The sequence below is a fragment of the Sphingopyxis sp. QXT-31 genome, from assembly GCF_001984035.1.
In the GTDB taxonomy this organism is placed as follows: domain Bacteria; phylum Pseudomonadota; class Alphaproteobacteria; order Sphingomonadales; family Sphingomonadaceae; genus Sphingopyxis.
This window is the reverse complement of record NZ_CP019449.1, coordinates 662,959-678,895: the sequence shown is the minus strand read 5'-3', so window position 1 is coordinate 678,895 and position 15,937 is coordinate 662,959. Positions and strand designations below refer to the sequence as shown.

14 protein-coding genes are annotated in these 15,937 nt (G+C 62.8%); 8 read left to right on the top strand and 6 right to left on the bottom strand.

Annotated features, from left to right (window positions below):
* Window positions 1–110 precede the first annotated feature (110 nt).
* Together BWQ93_RS03405 and BWQ93_RS03400 are read right to left on the bottom strand one after the other, a co-directional pair.
* Window positions 111–1,313, bottom strand: a complete 1,203-nt coding sequence (locus BWQ93_RS03405; protein ID WP_077029289.1) for a glycoside hydrolase family 1 protein — start codon at window positions 1,311–1,313, stop codon at window positions 111–113.
* A complete protein-coding gene (locus tag BWQ93_RS03400; RefSeq protein ID WP_083721113.1) occupies window positions 1,310–2,284 on the bottom strand; it encodes a phytanoyl-CoA dioxygenase family protein in 975 nt (324 codons plus the stop codon). The genes BWQ93_RS03405 and BWQ93_RS03400 overlap by 4 nt, the downstream gene beginning before the upstream one ends.
* On the opposite strand from BWQ93_RS03400, the gene BWQ93_RS03395 reads away from it, so the two are divergent.
* The 8 genes from BWQ93_RS03395 to BWQ93_RS03360 all read left to right on the top strand — a co-directional run bounded on the left by BWQ93_RS03395 (window position 2,196) and on the right by BWQ93_RS03360 (window position 12,964).
* Window positions 2,196–4,616 carry a TonB-dependent receptor gene (locus BWQ93_RS03395; RefSeq protein WP_077029287.1) on the top strand — a complete coding sequence of 807 codons (2,421 nt, stop codon included), beginning with the start codon at window positions 2,196–2,198 and terminating at the stop codon, window positions 4,614–4,616. The two genes, BWQ93_RS03400 and BWQ93_RS03395, sit on opposite strands and share 89 nt — an antisense overlap.
* Before the next feature lie 18 nt (window positions 4,617–4,634).
* Window positions 4,635–5,528, top strand: a complete 894-nt coding sequence (locus BWQ93_RS21055; RefSeq protein WP_077029286.1) for a hypothetical protein — start codon at window positions 4,635–4,637, stop codon at window positions 5,526–5,528.
* Window positions 5,525–7,072 carry a carboxylesterase/lipase family protein gene (locus tag BWQ93_RS03385; RefSeq protein ID WP_232314723.1) on the top strand — a complete coding sequence of 516 codons (1,548 nt, stop codon included), beginning with the start codon at window positions 5,525–5,527 and terminating at the stop codon, window positions 7,070–7,072. The genes BWQ93_RS21055 and BWQ93_RS03385 overlap by 4 nt, the downstream gene beginning before the upstream one ends.
* Complete coding sequence (locus tag BWQ93_RS03380) at window positions 7,069–8,445, top strand: MFS transporter (protein WP_077029284.1); 1,377 nt, start codon at window positions 7,069–7,071, stop codon at window positions 8,443–8,445. Before BWQ93_RS03385 ends, BWQ93_RS03380 begins: the two co-directional genes overlap by 4 nt.
* Before the next feature lie 79 nt (window positions 8,446–8,524).
* Complete coding sequence (locus BWQ93_RS03375; RefSeq protein WP_077029283.1) at window positions 8,525–9,328, top strand: phytanoyl-CoA dioxygenase family protein; 804 nt, start codon at window positions 8,525–8,527, stop codon at window positions 9,326–9,328.
* Window positions 9,325–10,143: a phytanoyl-CoA dioxygenase family protein gene (locus BWQ93_RS03370; protein WP_077029282.1), complete on the top strand. Its 819-nt coding sequence runs from the start codon at window positions 9,325–9,327 to the stop codon at window positions 10,141–10,143. Before BWQ93_RS03375 ends, BWQ93_RS03370 begins: the two co-directional genes overlap by 4 nt.
* Window positions 10,140–11,012: a phytanoyl-CoA dioxygenase family protein gene (locus BWQ93_RS03365; protein ID WP_077029281.1), complete on the top strand. Its 873-nt coding sequence runs from the start codon at window positions 10,140–10,142 to the stop codon at window positions 11,010–11,012. The genes BWQ93_RS03370 and BWQ93_RS03365 overlap by 4 nt, the downstream gene beginning before the upstream one ends.
* Window positions 11,009–12,964, top strand: a complete 1,956-nt coding sequence (locus tag BWQ93_RS03360) for a glycoside hydrolase family 5 protein (RefSeq protein ID WP_077029280.1) — start codon at window positions 11,009–11,011, stop codon at window positions 12,962–12,964. Before BWQ93_RS03365 ends, BWQ93_RS03360 begins: the two co-directional genes overlap by 4 nt.
* On the opposite strand, the gene BWQ93_RS03355 is transcribed toward BWQ93_RS03360, so the two are convergent.
* The 4 genes from BWQ93_RS03355 to BWQ93_RS03340 all read right to left on the bottom strand — a co-directional run bounded on the left by BWQ93_RS03355 (window position 12,965) and on the right by BWQ93_RS03340 (window position 15,858).
* Window positions 12,965–13,675, bottom strand: a complete 711-nt coding sequence (locus BWQ93_RS03355) for a GntR family transcriptional regulator (RefSeq protein WP_077029279.1) — start codon at window positions 13,673–13,675, stop codon at window positions 12,965–12,967.
* Window positions 13,676–14,184: 509 nt separating this feature from the next.
* A complete protein-coding gene (locus tag BWQ93_RS03350; protein ID WP_077029278.1) occupies window positions 14,185–14,571 on the bottom strand; it encodes an MAPEG family protein in 387 nt (128 codons plus the stop codon).
* 127 nt (window positions 14,572–14,698) lie between these two features.
* Window positions 14,699–15,436, bottom strand: coding sequence for an SDR family NAD(P)-dependent oxidoreductase (locus tag BWQ93_RS03345; RefSeq protein WP_077032177.1), 738 nt, complete (start codon window positions 15,434–15,436; stop codon window positions 14,699–14,701).
* Window positions 15,437–15,459: 23 nt separating this feature from the next.
* Window positions 15,460–15,858 carry a DoxX family protein gene (locus tag BWQ93_RS03340; protein WP_077032178.1) on the bottom strand — a complete coding sequence of 133 codons (399 nt, stop codon included), beginning with the start codon at window positions 15,856–15,858 and terminating at the stop codon, window positions 15,460–15,462.
* Window positions 15,859–15,937 lie beyond the last annotated feature (79 nt).

Here is a 15,937-nt window from a genome sequence, read left to right as displayed (position 1 = left end):
CAATGAACGATCGAGTGCGCAGGTAGGCGGTCGTCGCCGGACCGAATGGTCCATCATCAGCGAAATAAAAAGGTCCAGTGAGAGCGATCTGCTTAGGCCAGATCTTGCCGTCAATAAATCGAGCTGAGGTCGGCGAAAGCTCGCGCTGATGACTTGATCCGCCGTTTCTTTCCCGAACCTTCGACGGCGACGAGACCGAAGCGCTGGCCGTAGCCGAGCATCCATTCGAAATTGTCGAGCAGCGACCAATAGAAATAGCCGCGCACGTCGGCGCCGCCATTCATGGCGCGGCGGACGCCGGCAAGGGCGCTCGCGATGAATGCGGCGCGGCGCTCGTCATCTTCGCCGACATAGCCATTTTCCGTGACGACGATCGGGACCGCCCAGCGGCTCGCGATCCATTCGCACACCGCTCCGATAGCCTCGGGCCTGTCCTCCCAACCCATCGTCGTTGCTATTCCGCCCTGGGCCACCCCAACGCTGCCATCGGCCCGGCTGGTCATGCGCGAATAGGTCTGGACACCGACGAAATCATCTGCCTCGGCGGCGTCGAGAAAGGGTGCATAATAGGTCTCGCGCCGCGCGTCCCGATAGGCTTCGCCCCCGGGGTCGGCATGTTCTTCGGACAAGGCCAGCGTCATCCCGACCGCGAGGCCCGGACGTTCGGCGCGGATGGCCGTCCGCGCGGCGCGATGCGCGGCCAGGCCGTTGCCGAAGATCGCGTCTTCGGGACTGTGCAGGAAAAAGGCATCGAGCGGCGCGCCGAGCGCGCGCTCGGCCGCCGCACGTTGCTCGGCGCTGGCGCGGGCGCGGAAATAGGGTGCGGCGATCGCCGGCAGATTGAGTTCGTTGATCGTGCACACGAGCGCAAGACCGTCGAGCGCGCCGACCACCCGCGCCGCCTGCTCGGCGAAGCGTTCCGGAAACTCGTTCGAGGTCAGCCCGCCGCGCGCCGCCATCCAGCGCGGCTGGGTGAAATGATGCAGCGTCACCGCCGGCGCAATCCCGAGTGCGTGGCAGGCGTCGACAACACGCCGATAATGATCGAGCGCAGCCTGCGACACGAATCCCGGCTCGGGCTCAATCCGCGCCCATTCGACCGAAAAGCGATACGCATTGAAGCCAAGGTCGGCGGCGATGCCGATATCCTCGGCGTAACGATGATAATGATCAGCGGCGTCGCCCGACGGTTCAACGAAAAGCGACGGCCGAGCATGTTCTAGGGCCCAGCAATCCGAATGGACATTATTGCCCTCGACCTGATGCGCGGCGGTTGCAGCGCCCCACAGAAAGTGCGGCGGCAGGCGGCTCATGCGCCGCGATCACGGGTTGAGAAGTTGAAGATATAGGCGCGGCGCGGCCGCGCCGTCGTCCGGTTGCCCGACGTAAAATGGGGTGTTCCGTAATTATGGACCGTGGCTCCGCCCGCCTTCAGCGGACATGCCACCGCCTTCGTAAGATCGAGCGCCGCCTCCGGATCGCGGATCGCCAGCAGCCGCTGGCTGTAATCGGCATCGCCGCCCGCGATATAATGATCGAGCAGCGGCGCATCATGGGCGCCGGGAACGAAATGCATGCAGCCATTCTCCTCGTCAACATCGTCGAGCGCGACCCAGAACTGCACATATTCGTCCGACGGAACGAGCGTCCCGGCGGGGGTTAGCGGCATCTGCGCATAGCTGTAATCCTGATGCCAGGGGGTCGTCGCAAGCTGGCCTGGCTCTTTGTATATCAACATGTCGAACACCGGTTTGGGATCAGCGACACCAAGAAGGTCCCGCGCAATGTCCCGCGCCGCATCAAGCGCCGGATTGTCGCGAAAGATGGGATGATAGGCGGAAGGAAGCATGATCTGCCGCGTGGTCATGCCCAGCGGATTGTCGGTCGCGCTGCAGTCGATTTCGCCGCGCAGCATCGCATCATAAATGTCCGCCAGCGCCGCAACCGTTGCGGCGCCGACAAGCTGTGGGATCGCCAGAAATCCATCGCGCCGGAAGCGCTCGACGTCGATCGGCTGCATCATTTCCTCGATCCCGATGCCGCGGCGCCATGCCCAGGCTCTCGAGATAGAATAAATTGAACCATTGACAAAATGCAAGATTAGATCGAATTTATCATCAATTAAAAATAACGATAAATTTGTTGGGAGAGCAGAAATGGGGAAGGTGCGGAGAAATCTCGCATGCACGGTAGCGATGCCGTTCGGGCTGCTCGCGCTGGCGCCGGTTTCGGTCGCCGCGCAGGGCCAAGCCGAAGTCAGCGATAGCGACAAGTCCATCATCATCGTCACGGCGCAGCGGCGCGCAGAGGATGTTCAGGACGTGCCGATCACAGTGTCGGTGGCGACGCAGGACCAGCTCGATATCCAGAATATCACCACCACCACCGACCTTGTCCGGGCGGTGCCGGCGCTGACCGCGACCGATCAGGGAGTGTTCCAGGTCCGCGGCATCGGAACGCGCGGGTTCGGACGATCCGCCGAGCAATCGGTATCGGTCGTGATGGACGGCGTGGTGCTTGGCCGCGGACTGACCAACGCGCTCTATGATGTCGAAACCGTCGAAGTTCTGTCGGGGCCGCAGGGCACATTGTTCGGCAAAAATTCCAATGCGGGCCTGATCAACGTCACGACCAAGGCGCCCAAGCTGGGTCAGACCGAGGTCATCGGCCATTTCAACATAGGCAATCGCGATTATATCCACGGCTATGCGATTGCGAACCTGCCGCTGGGCGACACGGCGGCGCTGCGTATTAGCTATCGCCACACCCGTACCGGGAAGGTCGTTTACAACGAGTTCTATGACGAATGGGACCGCAACACCGACGACGGCGTGCGCGCCCGGTTCCGGTGGCAGCCGAACGACCGGCTGACCATTGATCTATCCGCCGATTATCAGCGTCTGGCGAGCAACGGCGTCAATGGATCGGCCGACTTCGCGGGCGTCGGCGTCCAGGTCGAAGCGCCGAGGGGTTCGGCGCTGGAGGCCACGCTAGCGGCCTGCGGCATCGTCGCCAGCCCCCGCAACAACAAGACGTGTGGCGACAGCCTGCGCGTCGCGGGCGTCGACGAGGGCGATACCTATGGCCGCGAAAACTATGGCGGATCGCTCGCGATCGACTGGGAACTCGCCGAAGGGTTGACGCTCACGTCGATCACCGCGCTGCGCAAGACCCGCAAAGGCGAATTCGGTATCGACGCCGACCTCGCCGGCGAATTTGCCGATACCGTGCCCGCAAACCTGCTCGACCGGAATCTGGTGCCCTATACCTCCAAAACCTGGAGCCAGGAACTGCGCATTGCCTCATCGACGGACAATGCGGTGAGCTTCGTTGCCGGCGTCTATTACGCGCGAACCGACACGCTCGACGTGATCGATCAAAGCGGCACGCTCGGCTTCAATCTCGGCGGACTGGAGTTCCGCCGCAATCCGACCTTCATAATCGACCAGCGCGATTATGCGGCGTTTGGACAGGTGGATTGGCGGGTGACGCCCGCGCTCAAGCTCTTCATCGGCGGGCGGGTGACCCACAACGATCTGGAAGACTATAGTTTCAATTCCTTCGATCGTTCGGTCACCGTCGGCGGTCCCTATATCTATACCGGCGACACCGGCTTCTTCTCGGTTCTGCCCGTCAACAGCTGCACGCTCGCGGGCGGCCTGCCGTTCGCAGAACTCGGCGCAGCTCAGCTTCCCTGTCCTGCGGGGACCAGCCTCACCGAACCGGCCCGGGTCGAGAAAACCGGCTTCAGCGGGACCGCCGGCCTAACCTATGAGCTGAGCCCCGATACGATGCTCTTCGCGCGCTACGCGCGTGGCTATAAAGGCCCGTTCCTCAACGAATCGGTCACTTACACCCCCAGCCTCGCGCAGCAGCCGCTCAAGGTGGATCCCGAATATGTCGACTCGATCGACCTCGGAATCAAGACGCGCCTGTTCAATCGCTTCGCCTTCAACATCAGTGCCTTCTACAGCAAGTTCGACGGCTATCAGACGACGATCTATGTCCCCCCGGTGCCTCCGCAAGTGGTCATCAACTTCATCCAGGGCAACGCCGACAGCACCACGACCAAGGGGATTGAGGCATCTTTTTACGGCAATCTGACGCCCAATTTCAGCCTGTCGGGCGGCATCATCTACAACGAGGCGAGCTACGGCAAGGACTTCCGGGTGCCCTGCACCACCGACCCGAGCGGCGTCTGTCCCGCGCTGCGGCAACTGCCCTTCGCGCCGCGCTGGAAGGCGACCTTTGCGGGCGAGTATAAGCACGAGATTACCAAGACTATCGAGGGTTTCGCTCAGTTCGATCTCGATTATTCGGACAAGTATAATTACGGCTCCAGCCCCGGCAACCCGACCTCGCCGTCGCGCTATCTGCTGGGATTGCGCGGTGGATTGCGCTTCAGCGAAGGCCGCTTCGGCGTCGCCGCCTTTTGCCGTAACTGCCTCGACAAGCGCTATCCGATCACCACCACCTTCGACGGTTTCGCGGGCTTCAACGGCGCTTTCACGCCGGCCACTCCCGGCGGTCCGGCGCCCGTCGGCGGCGCGTTCGTCCAGTTCCTCACGATCGATTCCTATCGCGTGTGGGGGCTAACGCTCGACGCGAGCTTCTGAAGGCCGACGGCGCAGTCGATGACTCATTTCAGCCCCGACAACACGACCGACGGCGGCACTTCGCCGCCGCGGCTGCTCGCCGGTATCAGCTTTCTGACGCCGGCCGAGCTGCCCGACTGGTCCGTCGGCCCGCGCGGCGACCGCACGGCGATCTATGCCGCGCTCAAGGCCGCAGGTTACGAGGCGATCCAGACATTGGAACCCCAGGCGGCGATCGAAGCCGGGTTGATCCCAACCGGGATGATGCGGATTTTCGACGATATCGATCAGATGCGTACCCAAGCCACGAAGTGGCGCGACGCGGGCTGCGACTGCTCGACCGTCCAGCTCGGCACCGGGCTGGAGGACAATGCCGAAATGCGGCGGCTTGCCGAGGCGCTGTTGACGATTTCGGCCGAGCTCGACCACCCGATCTATCTCGAAACGCACCGCGCGACGATGACGCAGGATATCCGCCGCACGCTTGACCTGATCGCCGACCTGCCCGAGCTGCGCTTCAACGGCGATTTCGGCCATTGGTATATCGGCCACGAGTTGACCTATGGCGACATGGAGATGAAGTTCGACGCGATGCGCCCGGTGTTCGAACGCACGCGGTTCATGCACCTGCGCGTGTCGTCGAACGCCTTTGGCCAGATTACCGCGAGCGACCCGGCCGAGGCGCGCCACCTCGATTATTACCGCCGTATATGGACCGCGAGCTTCGCGGGCTTCCTGCGCGACGCCAAACCGGGCGACTATTTCGCGGTGCATCCCGAGCTGTTGCCCGCGCGCGCCTTCTATCCGAAAATGGTGCGGGGGCCCGATGGCGAATGGCGCGAGGAGAGCGACCGCTGGACCGAATCCGCCTTTCTGATCGACGTCGCGCGGCAATGTTTCGCCGAGGCCGAAGCCGCGCTTTGCGCCGCATGATGCGCGCGGCGCTGGCTTTGATGTTGACTGCTCTGGTGTCGCAACCTGCCCTTGCCCGCTCGATCGACGGAGAGCCGGTCGTCGTCACCCTGCCCGCCGGGGCGCTCGAAGGCCGCGCCAAGGACGGCGTCGAAGGCTTTGCGGGCATCCCTTATGTCGCAGCACCGGTTGGGGAACAGCGATGGCGCCCGCCCGCCCCAGCGGCCGCATGGCCCGGCGTTCGCCCCGCGACCGCATTCGGCGCCGACTGCCCGCAGGTCCGCTTCGATGGCGACGCGACGCCATCGACCCAGCCGATGAGCGAGGATTGCCTATTCCTCAACGTCTGGCGTCCCGCCAAGGCGCGCAAACTGCCGGTCATGGTCTATATCCATGGCGGTGCGTTCGTCGCGGGATCGGCGGCATCGCCGACGATCGACGGCGCGAACCTTGCGCGCCGCGGGGTCGTGGTCGTCAATTTCAACTATCGGCTCGGCCGCTTCGGCTTCTTCGCGCATCCGGCGCTGTCCGCCAAGGCGGGCGGCAAGCCGGATGCGAACTTCGCCTTCCTGGACATGATTGCGGCGCTGCAATGGGTGCGCGCCAATGCCGATGCCTTCGGCGGTGACCCCGGCAATGTCACCATCTTCGGCGAATCCGCGGGCGGCGCGGCGGTCGATTTCCTGATGGCGTCACCGCTGGCGCACGGGCTCTTTCACAAAGCGATTGTGATGTCGGGCGCCAATCGTGAGCCCTATGCCCAGCTGTCGACCGACCGCCCCGCGCGCATCTCGGCCGAGAAAGCCAGCATTGCCTTCGCGGCCAAGGCGGGGTTAGCCAATCCCGACGCGGCGGCGCTGCGCGCGCTGTCCGCCGACGCCGTGCAGGGCCAGCTTGCCTTCTGGGATTTGCAGGCCGACCGCTTCACCGGCCCGGTGATCGACGGCAAGAGCGTGCTCGCCGATCCGGTCGAGCGTTTCGTCGCGGGTGCGGTGCCGAAAATCCCCTTTCTGATCGGCACCACCGGCGCCGAACTCAGCGAGGAAACCTTCGCGCCGGTGATGATCGACTATCTCAAAAGCCAGAATGATGCCGCGGCTCTCGCCGAACTGACCAAGGTTTATGGCGATCCTCTACCCGCGAAACTGGTCGACCATTATTACTTCACCGAGGCCGCGCGCGGCTTTGCGCGGATGATGCAGGCGCACGGCGCGCCCGCCTGGCTCTACGTGTTCGACCATGTCGCCGAATCCGATCGCGCTAAACGCAAGGGCGCCGCCCACACTTCCGAACTCGCCTATCTGTTCGGCAACCTGCCCGCGGCCGCTGGCGCTTCGGACCGCGCCGCGTCCAAACTAATGGGCGATTACTGGACGAATTTCGCGAAGCACGGTCATCCGAACGGTCGCGGCCTGCCCGACTGGCCGCAGCTCGGCCGCTTCGACAATCTGCTGCTGTTCCGGGAGGGGTCGGCAACGATCGAACAGAAACGTGATGCCGGTCGCCTCGACGCCGTCGAACGCGCCGCCACGATGCGCCGTGCCAAGGAGAAGACCACGCCATGACCCAGCACCGGCTGAGCACCGCAAAGAAGATCGGTTTCACTCTCGGCGACTATGCGAGCAATATTTACTGGCAGAGCGTTTCGATCTTCCTGCTGTTCTTCTACACAGACGCGGTTGGCATCCCGGCGGGGACGGCGGGGCTGATCTATATGGTCGCCTCTATCATCGACGCGCTGCAGGATCCGTTCATGGGGTCTATCGCCGACCGCACGCGCAGTCGCTGGGGACGCTATCGTCCCTATATCCTCTTTGGCTGCATACCGCTCGGCCTGTCCTTCGTACTGCTCTATTGGCGCCCGCCCTTCTTCGAAGGAACCGCGCTGGTGCTATGGATGCTGTTTACGCACGTCGTTTTCCGCACCGCTTATACGATCGTCACCATCCCCTATACGTCGCTGAACGCAAGGCTCACCGACAGCAGCGACGAGCGCTCGACGATCGCGGGCTGGCGGATGATCTTCGGCATGCTCGCCGCGCTGACGATCATCTATTTCACTTTCCCGCTCGTCACACGCTTCGGCGGCAGCGGAACCACAGCAGGGTTCACCTGGGCAGCAGCGGCTTTTGCCGTGGTTGCGACGGCGATCTATCCGATCGTCTTTCGCATCACCAAAGAGCCACCCGAAATCCAGGCGGACGAAACGAAGCTCGATCTGCGCGGCTATTGGCGCGCGCTAGCACCCAACAACGCCTTCTGGGCACTGATTGCCGCGACCGTTGCCGCCTTCGTCTGCTCGGTCGCCCTCGGCAAATCGGTGCTCTATTATTTCAAATATGTCCTGGAGGACGAGCCTGCGTCGCGGACGGCGCTTATCGGCATGTCGATATCGGGGCTGATTGCCATCCCGATGTGGGTCTGGGTCACAAAATTTATCGGCAAGCGCAACGCCTGGTTTGCGGGTACCGCAGTCGGCATGGGGTTGCTCGCGATCTTCGCGACTTTCGACTTCGACACGCCGCTGGTGACGACGATCTGGCTTATTGTGTGGAGTATCGGAACGCTTGGGCTCGCGCTCACCTTCTGGTCGATGCTGCCCGACACGGTCGAATATGGCGAGTTGAAGACAGGTCAACGCACCGAAAGCTTTATCTTCGGACTGTTCCAGTTCTTCCTCAAGGTCGCGCTGGGCGTCGGGGCGGGACTTTTCGGCTGGCTGCTCGAACGCGTCGGCTATGTCGCCAATGCGCCGCAGACGCCGGAAACGATTGCCGGGATCAAGGACATCATGATCTGGCTTCCCGGTCTTGGCTTCGTCCTCGGCGGCTTGGCGATGCTCTTCTATCCGATCCGCAAAGGCACGCACGAAGCGATCGTCGAGGAATTGGCGCACAGACGCGCCGCGGGAAGTGCCGCACCCGCCGCAGCCGAATGAAGCACATTGTCAAAAATAGATCTAAAATTGCTTTCTTGATATAATTCGATATATTATAGCGACTCCAGAGGAGAGAGTCATGAATGCCGAAGCACGGCTGAAAGCCTGGAACGAGCAGGGTTTTTTCGTGATCCGTGGCCTTGTCGATCCGGCGAAGGCGAAAGCGGTCGAGGATGAGGTAATTGCGCGCATTCGCGCACATCCGCCCGAGGATCATCCGGGCGAGACCATCTATCAGGCTGGCCCCGACTATGCGATTTTTCCGGAAAAGGAGCCGAGCCCGAGCGCGGTGAACCCCGAAGACCGGATCGCCAAGGTTTTCAACTGTCACACCGAAGGCATGACGCGGCAGATCGCCGAGAGCGACGCCATCGCCGACATCGTCGAAGGATTGCTCGGCCCCGATATCGATTGTTTCCAGAGCCAGTTCATCTTCAAGAACCCCGGCGTCATCGGCCAGCCCTGGCATCAGGACAGCTATTATTTCCGTTTCGACCGCCAGCCGCAGGTCGGCGTCTGGCTGGCGCTCAGCCGCGCGACACTCGAAAACGGTTGCCTTTGGGTGCTGCCGGGGTCGCATAAGGGCCCGATCCACGACCATGTCCCCGATCGCCGCCCCGCCGCGAACCGCGCCTATACCGAAATCGTCAGCGAAGACGACAGCGCGCGCGAACCCGCGCTGATGGAGCCCGGCGACGTGCTCTTCTTTCACAGTTTCCTGATGCACATGTCGACCGACAATGTCGCCGATGAGCGCCGCGCCGCGATGGTCTATCATTATGGCCGCGCCGGCACCCTGCCCGTGAACGACGAGGCCGCCGCCTCGCTAGCCCCCGTCAACCGCTGGATCCCGATCCGCCGTCAAGAGGCCGAAGCAGCATGAACGCTCCCTATCGCATCCACCCGCAGAACAAGGATTTTACCTGGACCGACGCGCCCGACACGGGCCTGCGCCGCGTTTCGCCCGAGCAGAAGCGGCAGTTCGACGAACAGGGCTATTTCATCCTGCGCGGTGCCTTCACCGAGGCCGAGCTCGATACAGTCGAGGCTGCGATCGATCCGCTCGAGCATCAGCATGAGCTTGCCATCCGCGCCAAGGAGGAAGGCCGCGAAGGCATTTCGTCCGCTGACGCGATCACCTTCACCGGCCATATCGTCAAGCACTCGCCGATCCTGAAATCCTTCGCCGCGCACGAAGTGATCGCCGAGGTGTGCCATGACCTGATCGGGCCGGACGTGCGGCTCTATTGGGACCAGTCGGTGTACAAAAAGTCGGGCAAGCCGCAGGAATTTCCCTGGCACCAGGACAATGGCTACACCTTCATCGAGCCGCAGCAATATCTGACCTTCTGGATTCCGCTCGTCGACGTCGATGTCGAAAATGGCTGCCCGTGGATCGCGCCAGGACTGCACAAGCTCGGCACACTCGATCATTGGGTGACGCCGATCGGCCTCAAATGTCTGGAGGACGCCGAGAATGCTGTGCCGGCGCCTGCAAAGCGCGGCGACATCATCATTTTCTCCTCGCTCGCCCCCCATCGCACCGGCCCGAACCTGAAAGAAGGGACGGTGCGCAAGGCCTATATCCTGCAATATGCCCCCGATGGCGCCGAGGCGTGGACGAAGGAGGGCGAGCGCGTGCCGCAGACCGACCCCGACCGCCAGTTCCCGATCCTGACCGATGGGAAGCGGCCGTGACCCCCGCGCAGCTTGCAAACTACGCCGAGGCGTTCCAGCGAGACGGCTTTGTCCACGTTCCCGGCGTGATCCCGCCGGACGATCTCGCCGTCTACGCCGCCGCGGTCGACGAAGCGGTTGCGACGCGCAAGGCGGACGACACGCGCACGCTCGACGAGAAGTCGCCCTATGAACAGAGCTTCCTCCAGTGCCAATATATCTGGGAGGATTTCCCCAGCGTCCGCCCCCTCACCTTCCACCCAGCGGTCGGCGAAGTCACCGCGGCGCTGCTCGGCGCGAAGCGGGTGCGGCTGTGGCACGATCAGGCGCTCTACAAGGAAGCCGGCGGGCGCGAGACCGAAGCGCATCAGGACCAGCCCTATTGGCCGATCGTCGAGCGCGACACCGCGACCGCGTGGGTCCCATTGATGAAAGTCGATTCTGACATGGGCTGCATGGGCTATTTCCCCGGCTCGCACCGCGGCGACGCCGAATATGTCGACATCTTTGGGACGCCGGGCGACGGCAAACGGCTGGTCGACAAATATCCCGACACACCGCCGGTGTTCATCGAATGCGAACCCGGCGACGTGATCTTTCACAATGGCTATACGACCCATATGGCGAAGGCGAACCGATCCGGTCAGACGCGGCGCGTCTATACCGCGATCTATTTCGCCGACGGGTCGCATCGCGGTGGTCCGCGCCCCCACCCGTCGGTCGACCGTGATGCGATTGCCGATGGCGCGGTGATCGACGGCGGCGCGACCCCTATCACCTGGCCACTGGAGGGAGGCCGTATCCCCGAACCCGAACCCTGGCCCGAAGCGACCGGTCTCGAATGGCGCGAGCGCGCCGAGCGACTCGGCATCATTCCCAAGCGCGCGTGACGAAGCTGCCGATCCGCCAGCACGGCGCGCACTTCATCGACGCCGATGGCGGGCAGGTGATACTGCGCGGGGTCAATCTTGGCGGCGACTGCAAGGTGCCGCCGGGACAAGGCACCGACGTCTACAGCGACTTCGCCGATCATCGCAGCGTGTCGTTTGTCGGGCGGCCCTTCCCGCTTGTCGAAGCCGACGCGCACTTGAACCGCATCGCGCATTGGGGATTCAATACGCTGCGGCTGCTGACGACCTGGGAAGCGGTCGAGCACGCCGGACCGGGCCAGTATGACGCGGCCTATCTCGACTATTTTGCCGAGATCGCGCGCAAGGCGGGCGAACATGGCCTCACCCTCTTTGTCGATTTCCATCAGGATGTGTGGAGCCGGATGTCGGGCGGCGACGGTGCGCCCGGTTGGACGTTCGAAACGGTCGGACTGGATTTCACGACGTTCGACGCCGCCGAAGCGGCACATGTCATGCAGGCGCGTTACGATTATGCCTCGCCCGACCGGCGGCAGGACGTCTATCCGCAAATGAGCTGGGGCTCCAACTATCGCCTGCCCGCGAACGGCATCATGTGGACGCTCTTCTGGGCCGGTCGGACGATCACGCCCGACTTCCTGATCGATGGCATCAATGTACAGGAATATCTGCAGAGCCATTATCTAGGAGCGATGAGCCAGGTCGCGCGGCGGCTCGCCGACATGCCGCACGTCATCGGCTTCGACACGTTAAATGAACCGAGCCTCGGCTGGGTGGGCCAGCCGATCGCCTATCGCCACCTCGCGCCGTCCGACGCCAATCCCGAAAGACCGCGGATCGGACCCGCGCTCGCGCCGCTCGATGCCATCGCCATGGCGCGCGGGCTAGCCGTCGAGGTGCCGGTTCTAACCCGCGACGAGGCGGGCGCGGCGGTGCCGACGACAACACGCATCTTCAATCCCGACGGCGTATCGATCTGGCGCGAGGGCGCAGCATGCCCTTTCGAAGCCGCCGGCCACTACCGCATCGAAAACGGCGCTGCGATCCCGACCGGCGATGATGTCCTCGCCGCGATCGATCCGACCCATGACGTTTATCGATCCTTTTTTCACAAAGTCGCCGAGACGATCCGCGCGCACCAACCCCGCTGGTCGATCTTTGCCGAGATGGACGTGTTCGCGCATCTCGCTGGCCGCCACTTCCCCACCGACCTGCCCGAACGCACGGTCAATGCCAGCCACTGGTACGATATGGGCATGCTTTATCTGAAACGCTTCGACCCGACGAACCACCGCGACGCCGCGACCGGGCAAGCAGAAACGTCACTGGATGCCATCAGCGCCCGCTACCAGCACCAACTCGGTAGCTTCGCACAGGAAAGCGCGACCTTTCCGGGGGGCGGCGCGCCGACGCTCATCGGTGAATTCGGGATTCCCTACGATCTCGACGAAGGCACCGCCTATAAGCGCTGGGCCGCAGGCGAACGCGACGTGTGGCAGCAGCACGAAGCCGCACTGACGCTGATGTACGACGCGATGGACGCGCTCGGACTACACTCGACCCAGTGGAACTACACCGCGTCGAACCGCAACGATTTGCGCATCGGGGACGGCTGGAACCAGGAAGATTTGTCGATCTGGTCCGCCGACCAGCGCCTCGGCATCGGCGGGATTGGCGATGGTGGACGCGCCCTCTCGGGCTTCAGCCGCCCCTATGTCCACCGTGCGCAGGGACGCATCCGCCACGTCAGCTTCGACCGGACGGCGCGCCGCTTCGCCACAAATATCGACGTCGACCAAGGCATCGGCGGCGCGACCGAAATCTATGTGCCGCTTGTCCACTATCCGGATGGATTCGTTCTGCGCTGCGAGGGCGTACCGGTCGACCTCCATCTCGACCAAATCGGCCAGCGCGCGCATATTCGCGCGACAGTCAGCGGCGCCATGTCGGTGGAAATCCTCCCCGCGGTGTGATTAGTCGGCGCGCTTGCGTCCGCGCTTTGCCTTCAAGCTGCTGCGCAGCCGCTCCTTGATGGCGTTGCGTACAGGTTGGCTGGCCGCGAAATAATCGTCGATCAGCGCGACTGCCCCGCTCTTGTCGCGCGCGACCAGAGCATCGACGATCGCGCGATGCATGCCCAGCACCTCGCCGTCGGCGCTGCGACGTCCCTCGCTAGGCTCGGCGAAAAGATTCACATATCGCTCCAGCCGGAACCCGATGTCGCCGAGCAACTGCATCAGCAACGGCGAGCGGCAGCCCGAGACGAGCGCGCCGTGAAACTCCCAATAGGCCCGCTGCCAATGCTCGCGCGCTTCGGGCTCGCCATCAGGCTCGACGACCTTTGCCTTCGATGCGCGGTGGAGTTGGACAACGACGCGCTCTTCCCATTCGTCGTCGGCAAGGTCGATCGCCATCTCGATCGCCAGCTTGTAGAGTCGCTGATAGACCGCCAGCACATCATCATAGTCGGCGAGCGAGACCGGCGCGACGCGATAACCTTTCTGATGTTCGTGCACGACCAGCCCGCTTTCGGACATCAGAAGGATGGCTTCGCGGATCGGGCTGTGCCCGACGCCATAAAATTGGACGAGATGTTCAACCTTCAACCGCTCATGCGGTTCAAATACACCGCGCACGATATCACGCCGCAACCAGAATGCCGCTGCCTTCGAAGGATTCTGCACCGGATCAAATGGACCCGATACATCTTTATCCGAAAAGGTCGAAATCGATGGAATGTTGCTAGTCACAGCAACATTCCATAAGAGCAATCCAATTCTTGTCCAGCTTTGAAAGGCCAATCAAGATGGGGCTATTGGCCGGTAGCGGTCCTTCCGGTTTTAGGAGGTGCCGACGGGAAAGCTGCCCGATGCAGATGTTCCTGTGGGAAAGCATCCACTGCCACCTTATCGCCTAGATCGGCATCTGCGCCAGGGACAGATTCATCATCAGTGCTGCCAAGATCGATCCGCGCATTTGCGCGATCGCATCAGTCAGCGTGCAAGCGCCAGCCGCAACGCCCTCAACCGCGCTAGCGCTAAATCGCGAAGGCGGCCGACCAGGGGTGGAGCAAGTTCGGAGGCGGCGCAACAGACTATACCGTCGGCACGGTCCACGCGCTGTCGGCGGAAACGACACCGATCGAACGCGAGTTCTACGATTTCTACCATCGGCGCGGCATCCTAGGGAGCAGTCATAACGCGACGTTGACGATCAAGCCTCCCGCAGCGCAAAGCAACGCCAGATAGGTGAAGATCATGCCGAAGCCGCGCACCGGCCCCGAAGCAGTCAGCATGCCAACCACGTGCAACGCTCGGCCGAGGACCAGCATCGTCGCAATCGTCAAGACGAGCCATAAGGGTGCAGCTTGAGCCTCGGCCAGCGCGAGGGTCATAAGTCCAAGTGGAACATATTCGATGAAATTGCCCTGCGCACGGATACGTCGGCGCAGAGCGTCATCGGCGCTGTCGCCGACCATATCGCCAACCTTCAGGCGGCGCAGCGAAATCGGAAATGAAAGAGTGACGAGCGCGACCGCGAATGCGGCCGCGAGCAGCGATGTGACGGGAAGTACGGCCATGGGGTTCCTCAAGGATCAAAGAGATGGATTGGACGAAGCGAGGCCGGGTCTTCCAGACCCAGGAAGCAACGTCCTTTCGCTGGGTGCGCAAAGCTTTTCGATATTCGGCCTTCGCCGTTGCGCCCGATCAGCGTGCGCCGTCGATGATCATCCCGCCATCGGGCGTCAGGCTGTAGCCAGTGATGAACTGCGCATCCTTGGTGGCGAGAAACAGGATGACCGGCGCGATGTCCTGTTCGGGCGATCCATTGCGATTGAACACATTGGGCAAGGGCGGCCTGTCGCTGCCGAAGGTATCGGCGATCGGCATGACATTGTTAACGGTGATTCCGTCGGCGCCCCATTCGCGGGCGGCCACCCGTGTGAGCGCGCGGACAGCTTCCTTGGCCATGCCATAGGGCGCGTAGCCCACCATGCCGAGGAGGCCGCCGGCGGAGCCCAGGTTAATGATGCGGCCGGCCGGGCTGACTTTGAGGTGCGGATAGGCTGCCTGCATCATGCGCAGATAGGCTATCGGTCCCATGTCGAAGTTGCGCTGTAACGTCTCGACCGACAGGTCGAGGACCGAGGACAGGGCCGCCGAGGGATCGAACGCATTGTTGACGAGAATGTCGATGCCGCCCCAAGCCGCGACGACCTTGGCCACCGCAGCCTTGATCTGCTCGCCGTCACTGAGGTCACACTGAACCCCGATGGCTGTACCGCCCTTCGCTTCGATATCGGCGACGACAGCGTCGATATTCGTAGGCGTCAGCGACAGGACGGCGACCTTCGCCCCTTCCGCCGCGAAAAGCTTTGCGGTGGCGCGGCCGATGCCGCGGCCTGCGCCAGCTACAATGGCAATCTTGCCGTCAAGTCGGCCCATGTTCATCTCCAATTCTTCAGGTTTTAGCAAGGCGCCACAGCAGCGGGCGCATAGGGTGAAGGCACGTCGCGAGCGAAGTTTTGCGTTGCGAACGACGCGGCGAGGAGAACCAGGCCGATGGCGGCGGGCAGCGCGCCCTTGAAACTGCGCACTCCGAGATGGGCCATTCCGGACAGGATCAGGTGATAGAAGATGCCGGCATAGGCGAGATCGCTGAGCGGCACGTTGACGCGCGAGAGGATCGCGGCCGGCCCGAGGATCTTCACGACGATCATCAGCGGCGCCAGATGCGCGGCATGATAGCCCAGATCGGCCTGGGCCTTTCGGACGAAGTCCCGCTTCATCAGGTACAGAAATGCGGATGACAGATAGAGCGCCGACAAGAGAGCGGTGCTGATCCAATAGGTATAAATGGCGGCCACAAATTCTTCCTCATGGTCGAGATTGCTCGACAAAAAACAGCCTCTGCGCCGCGACCGATTGCTCCCTCGGCCGTGTGCA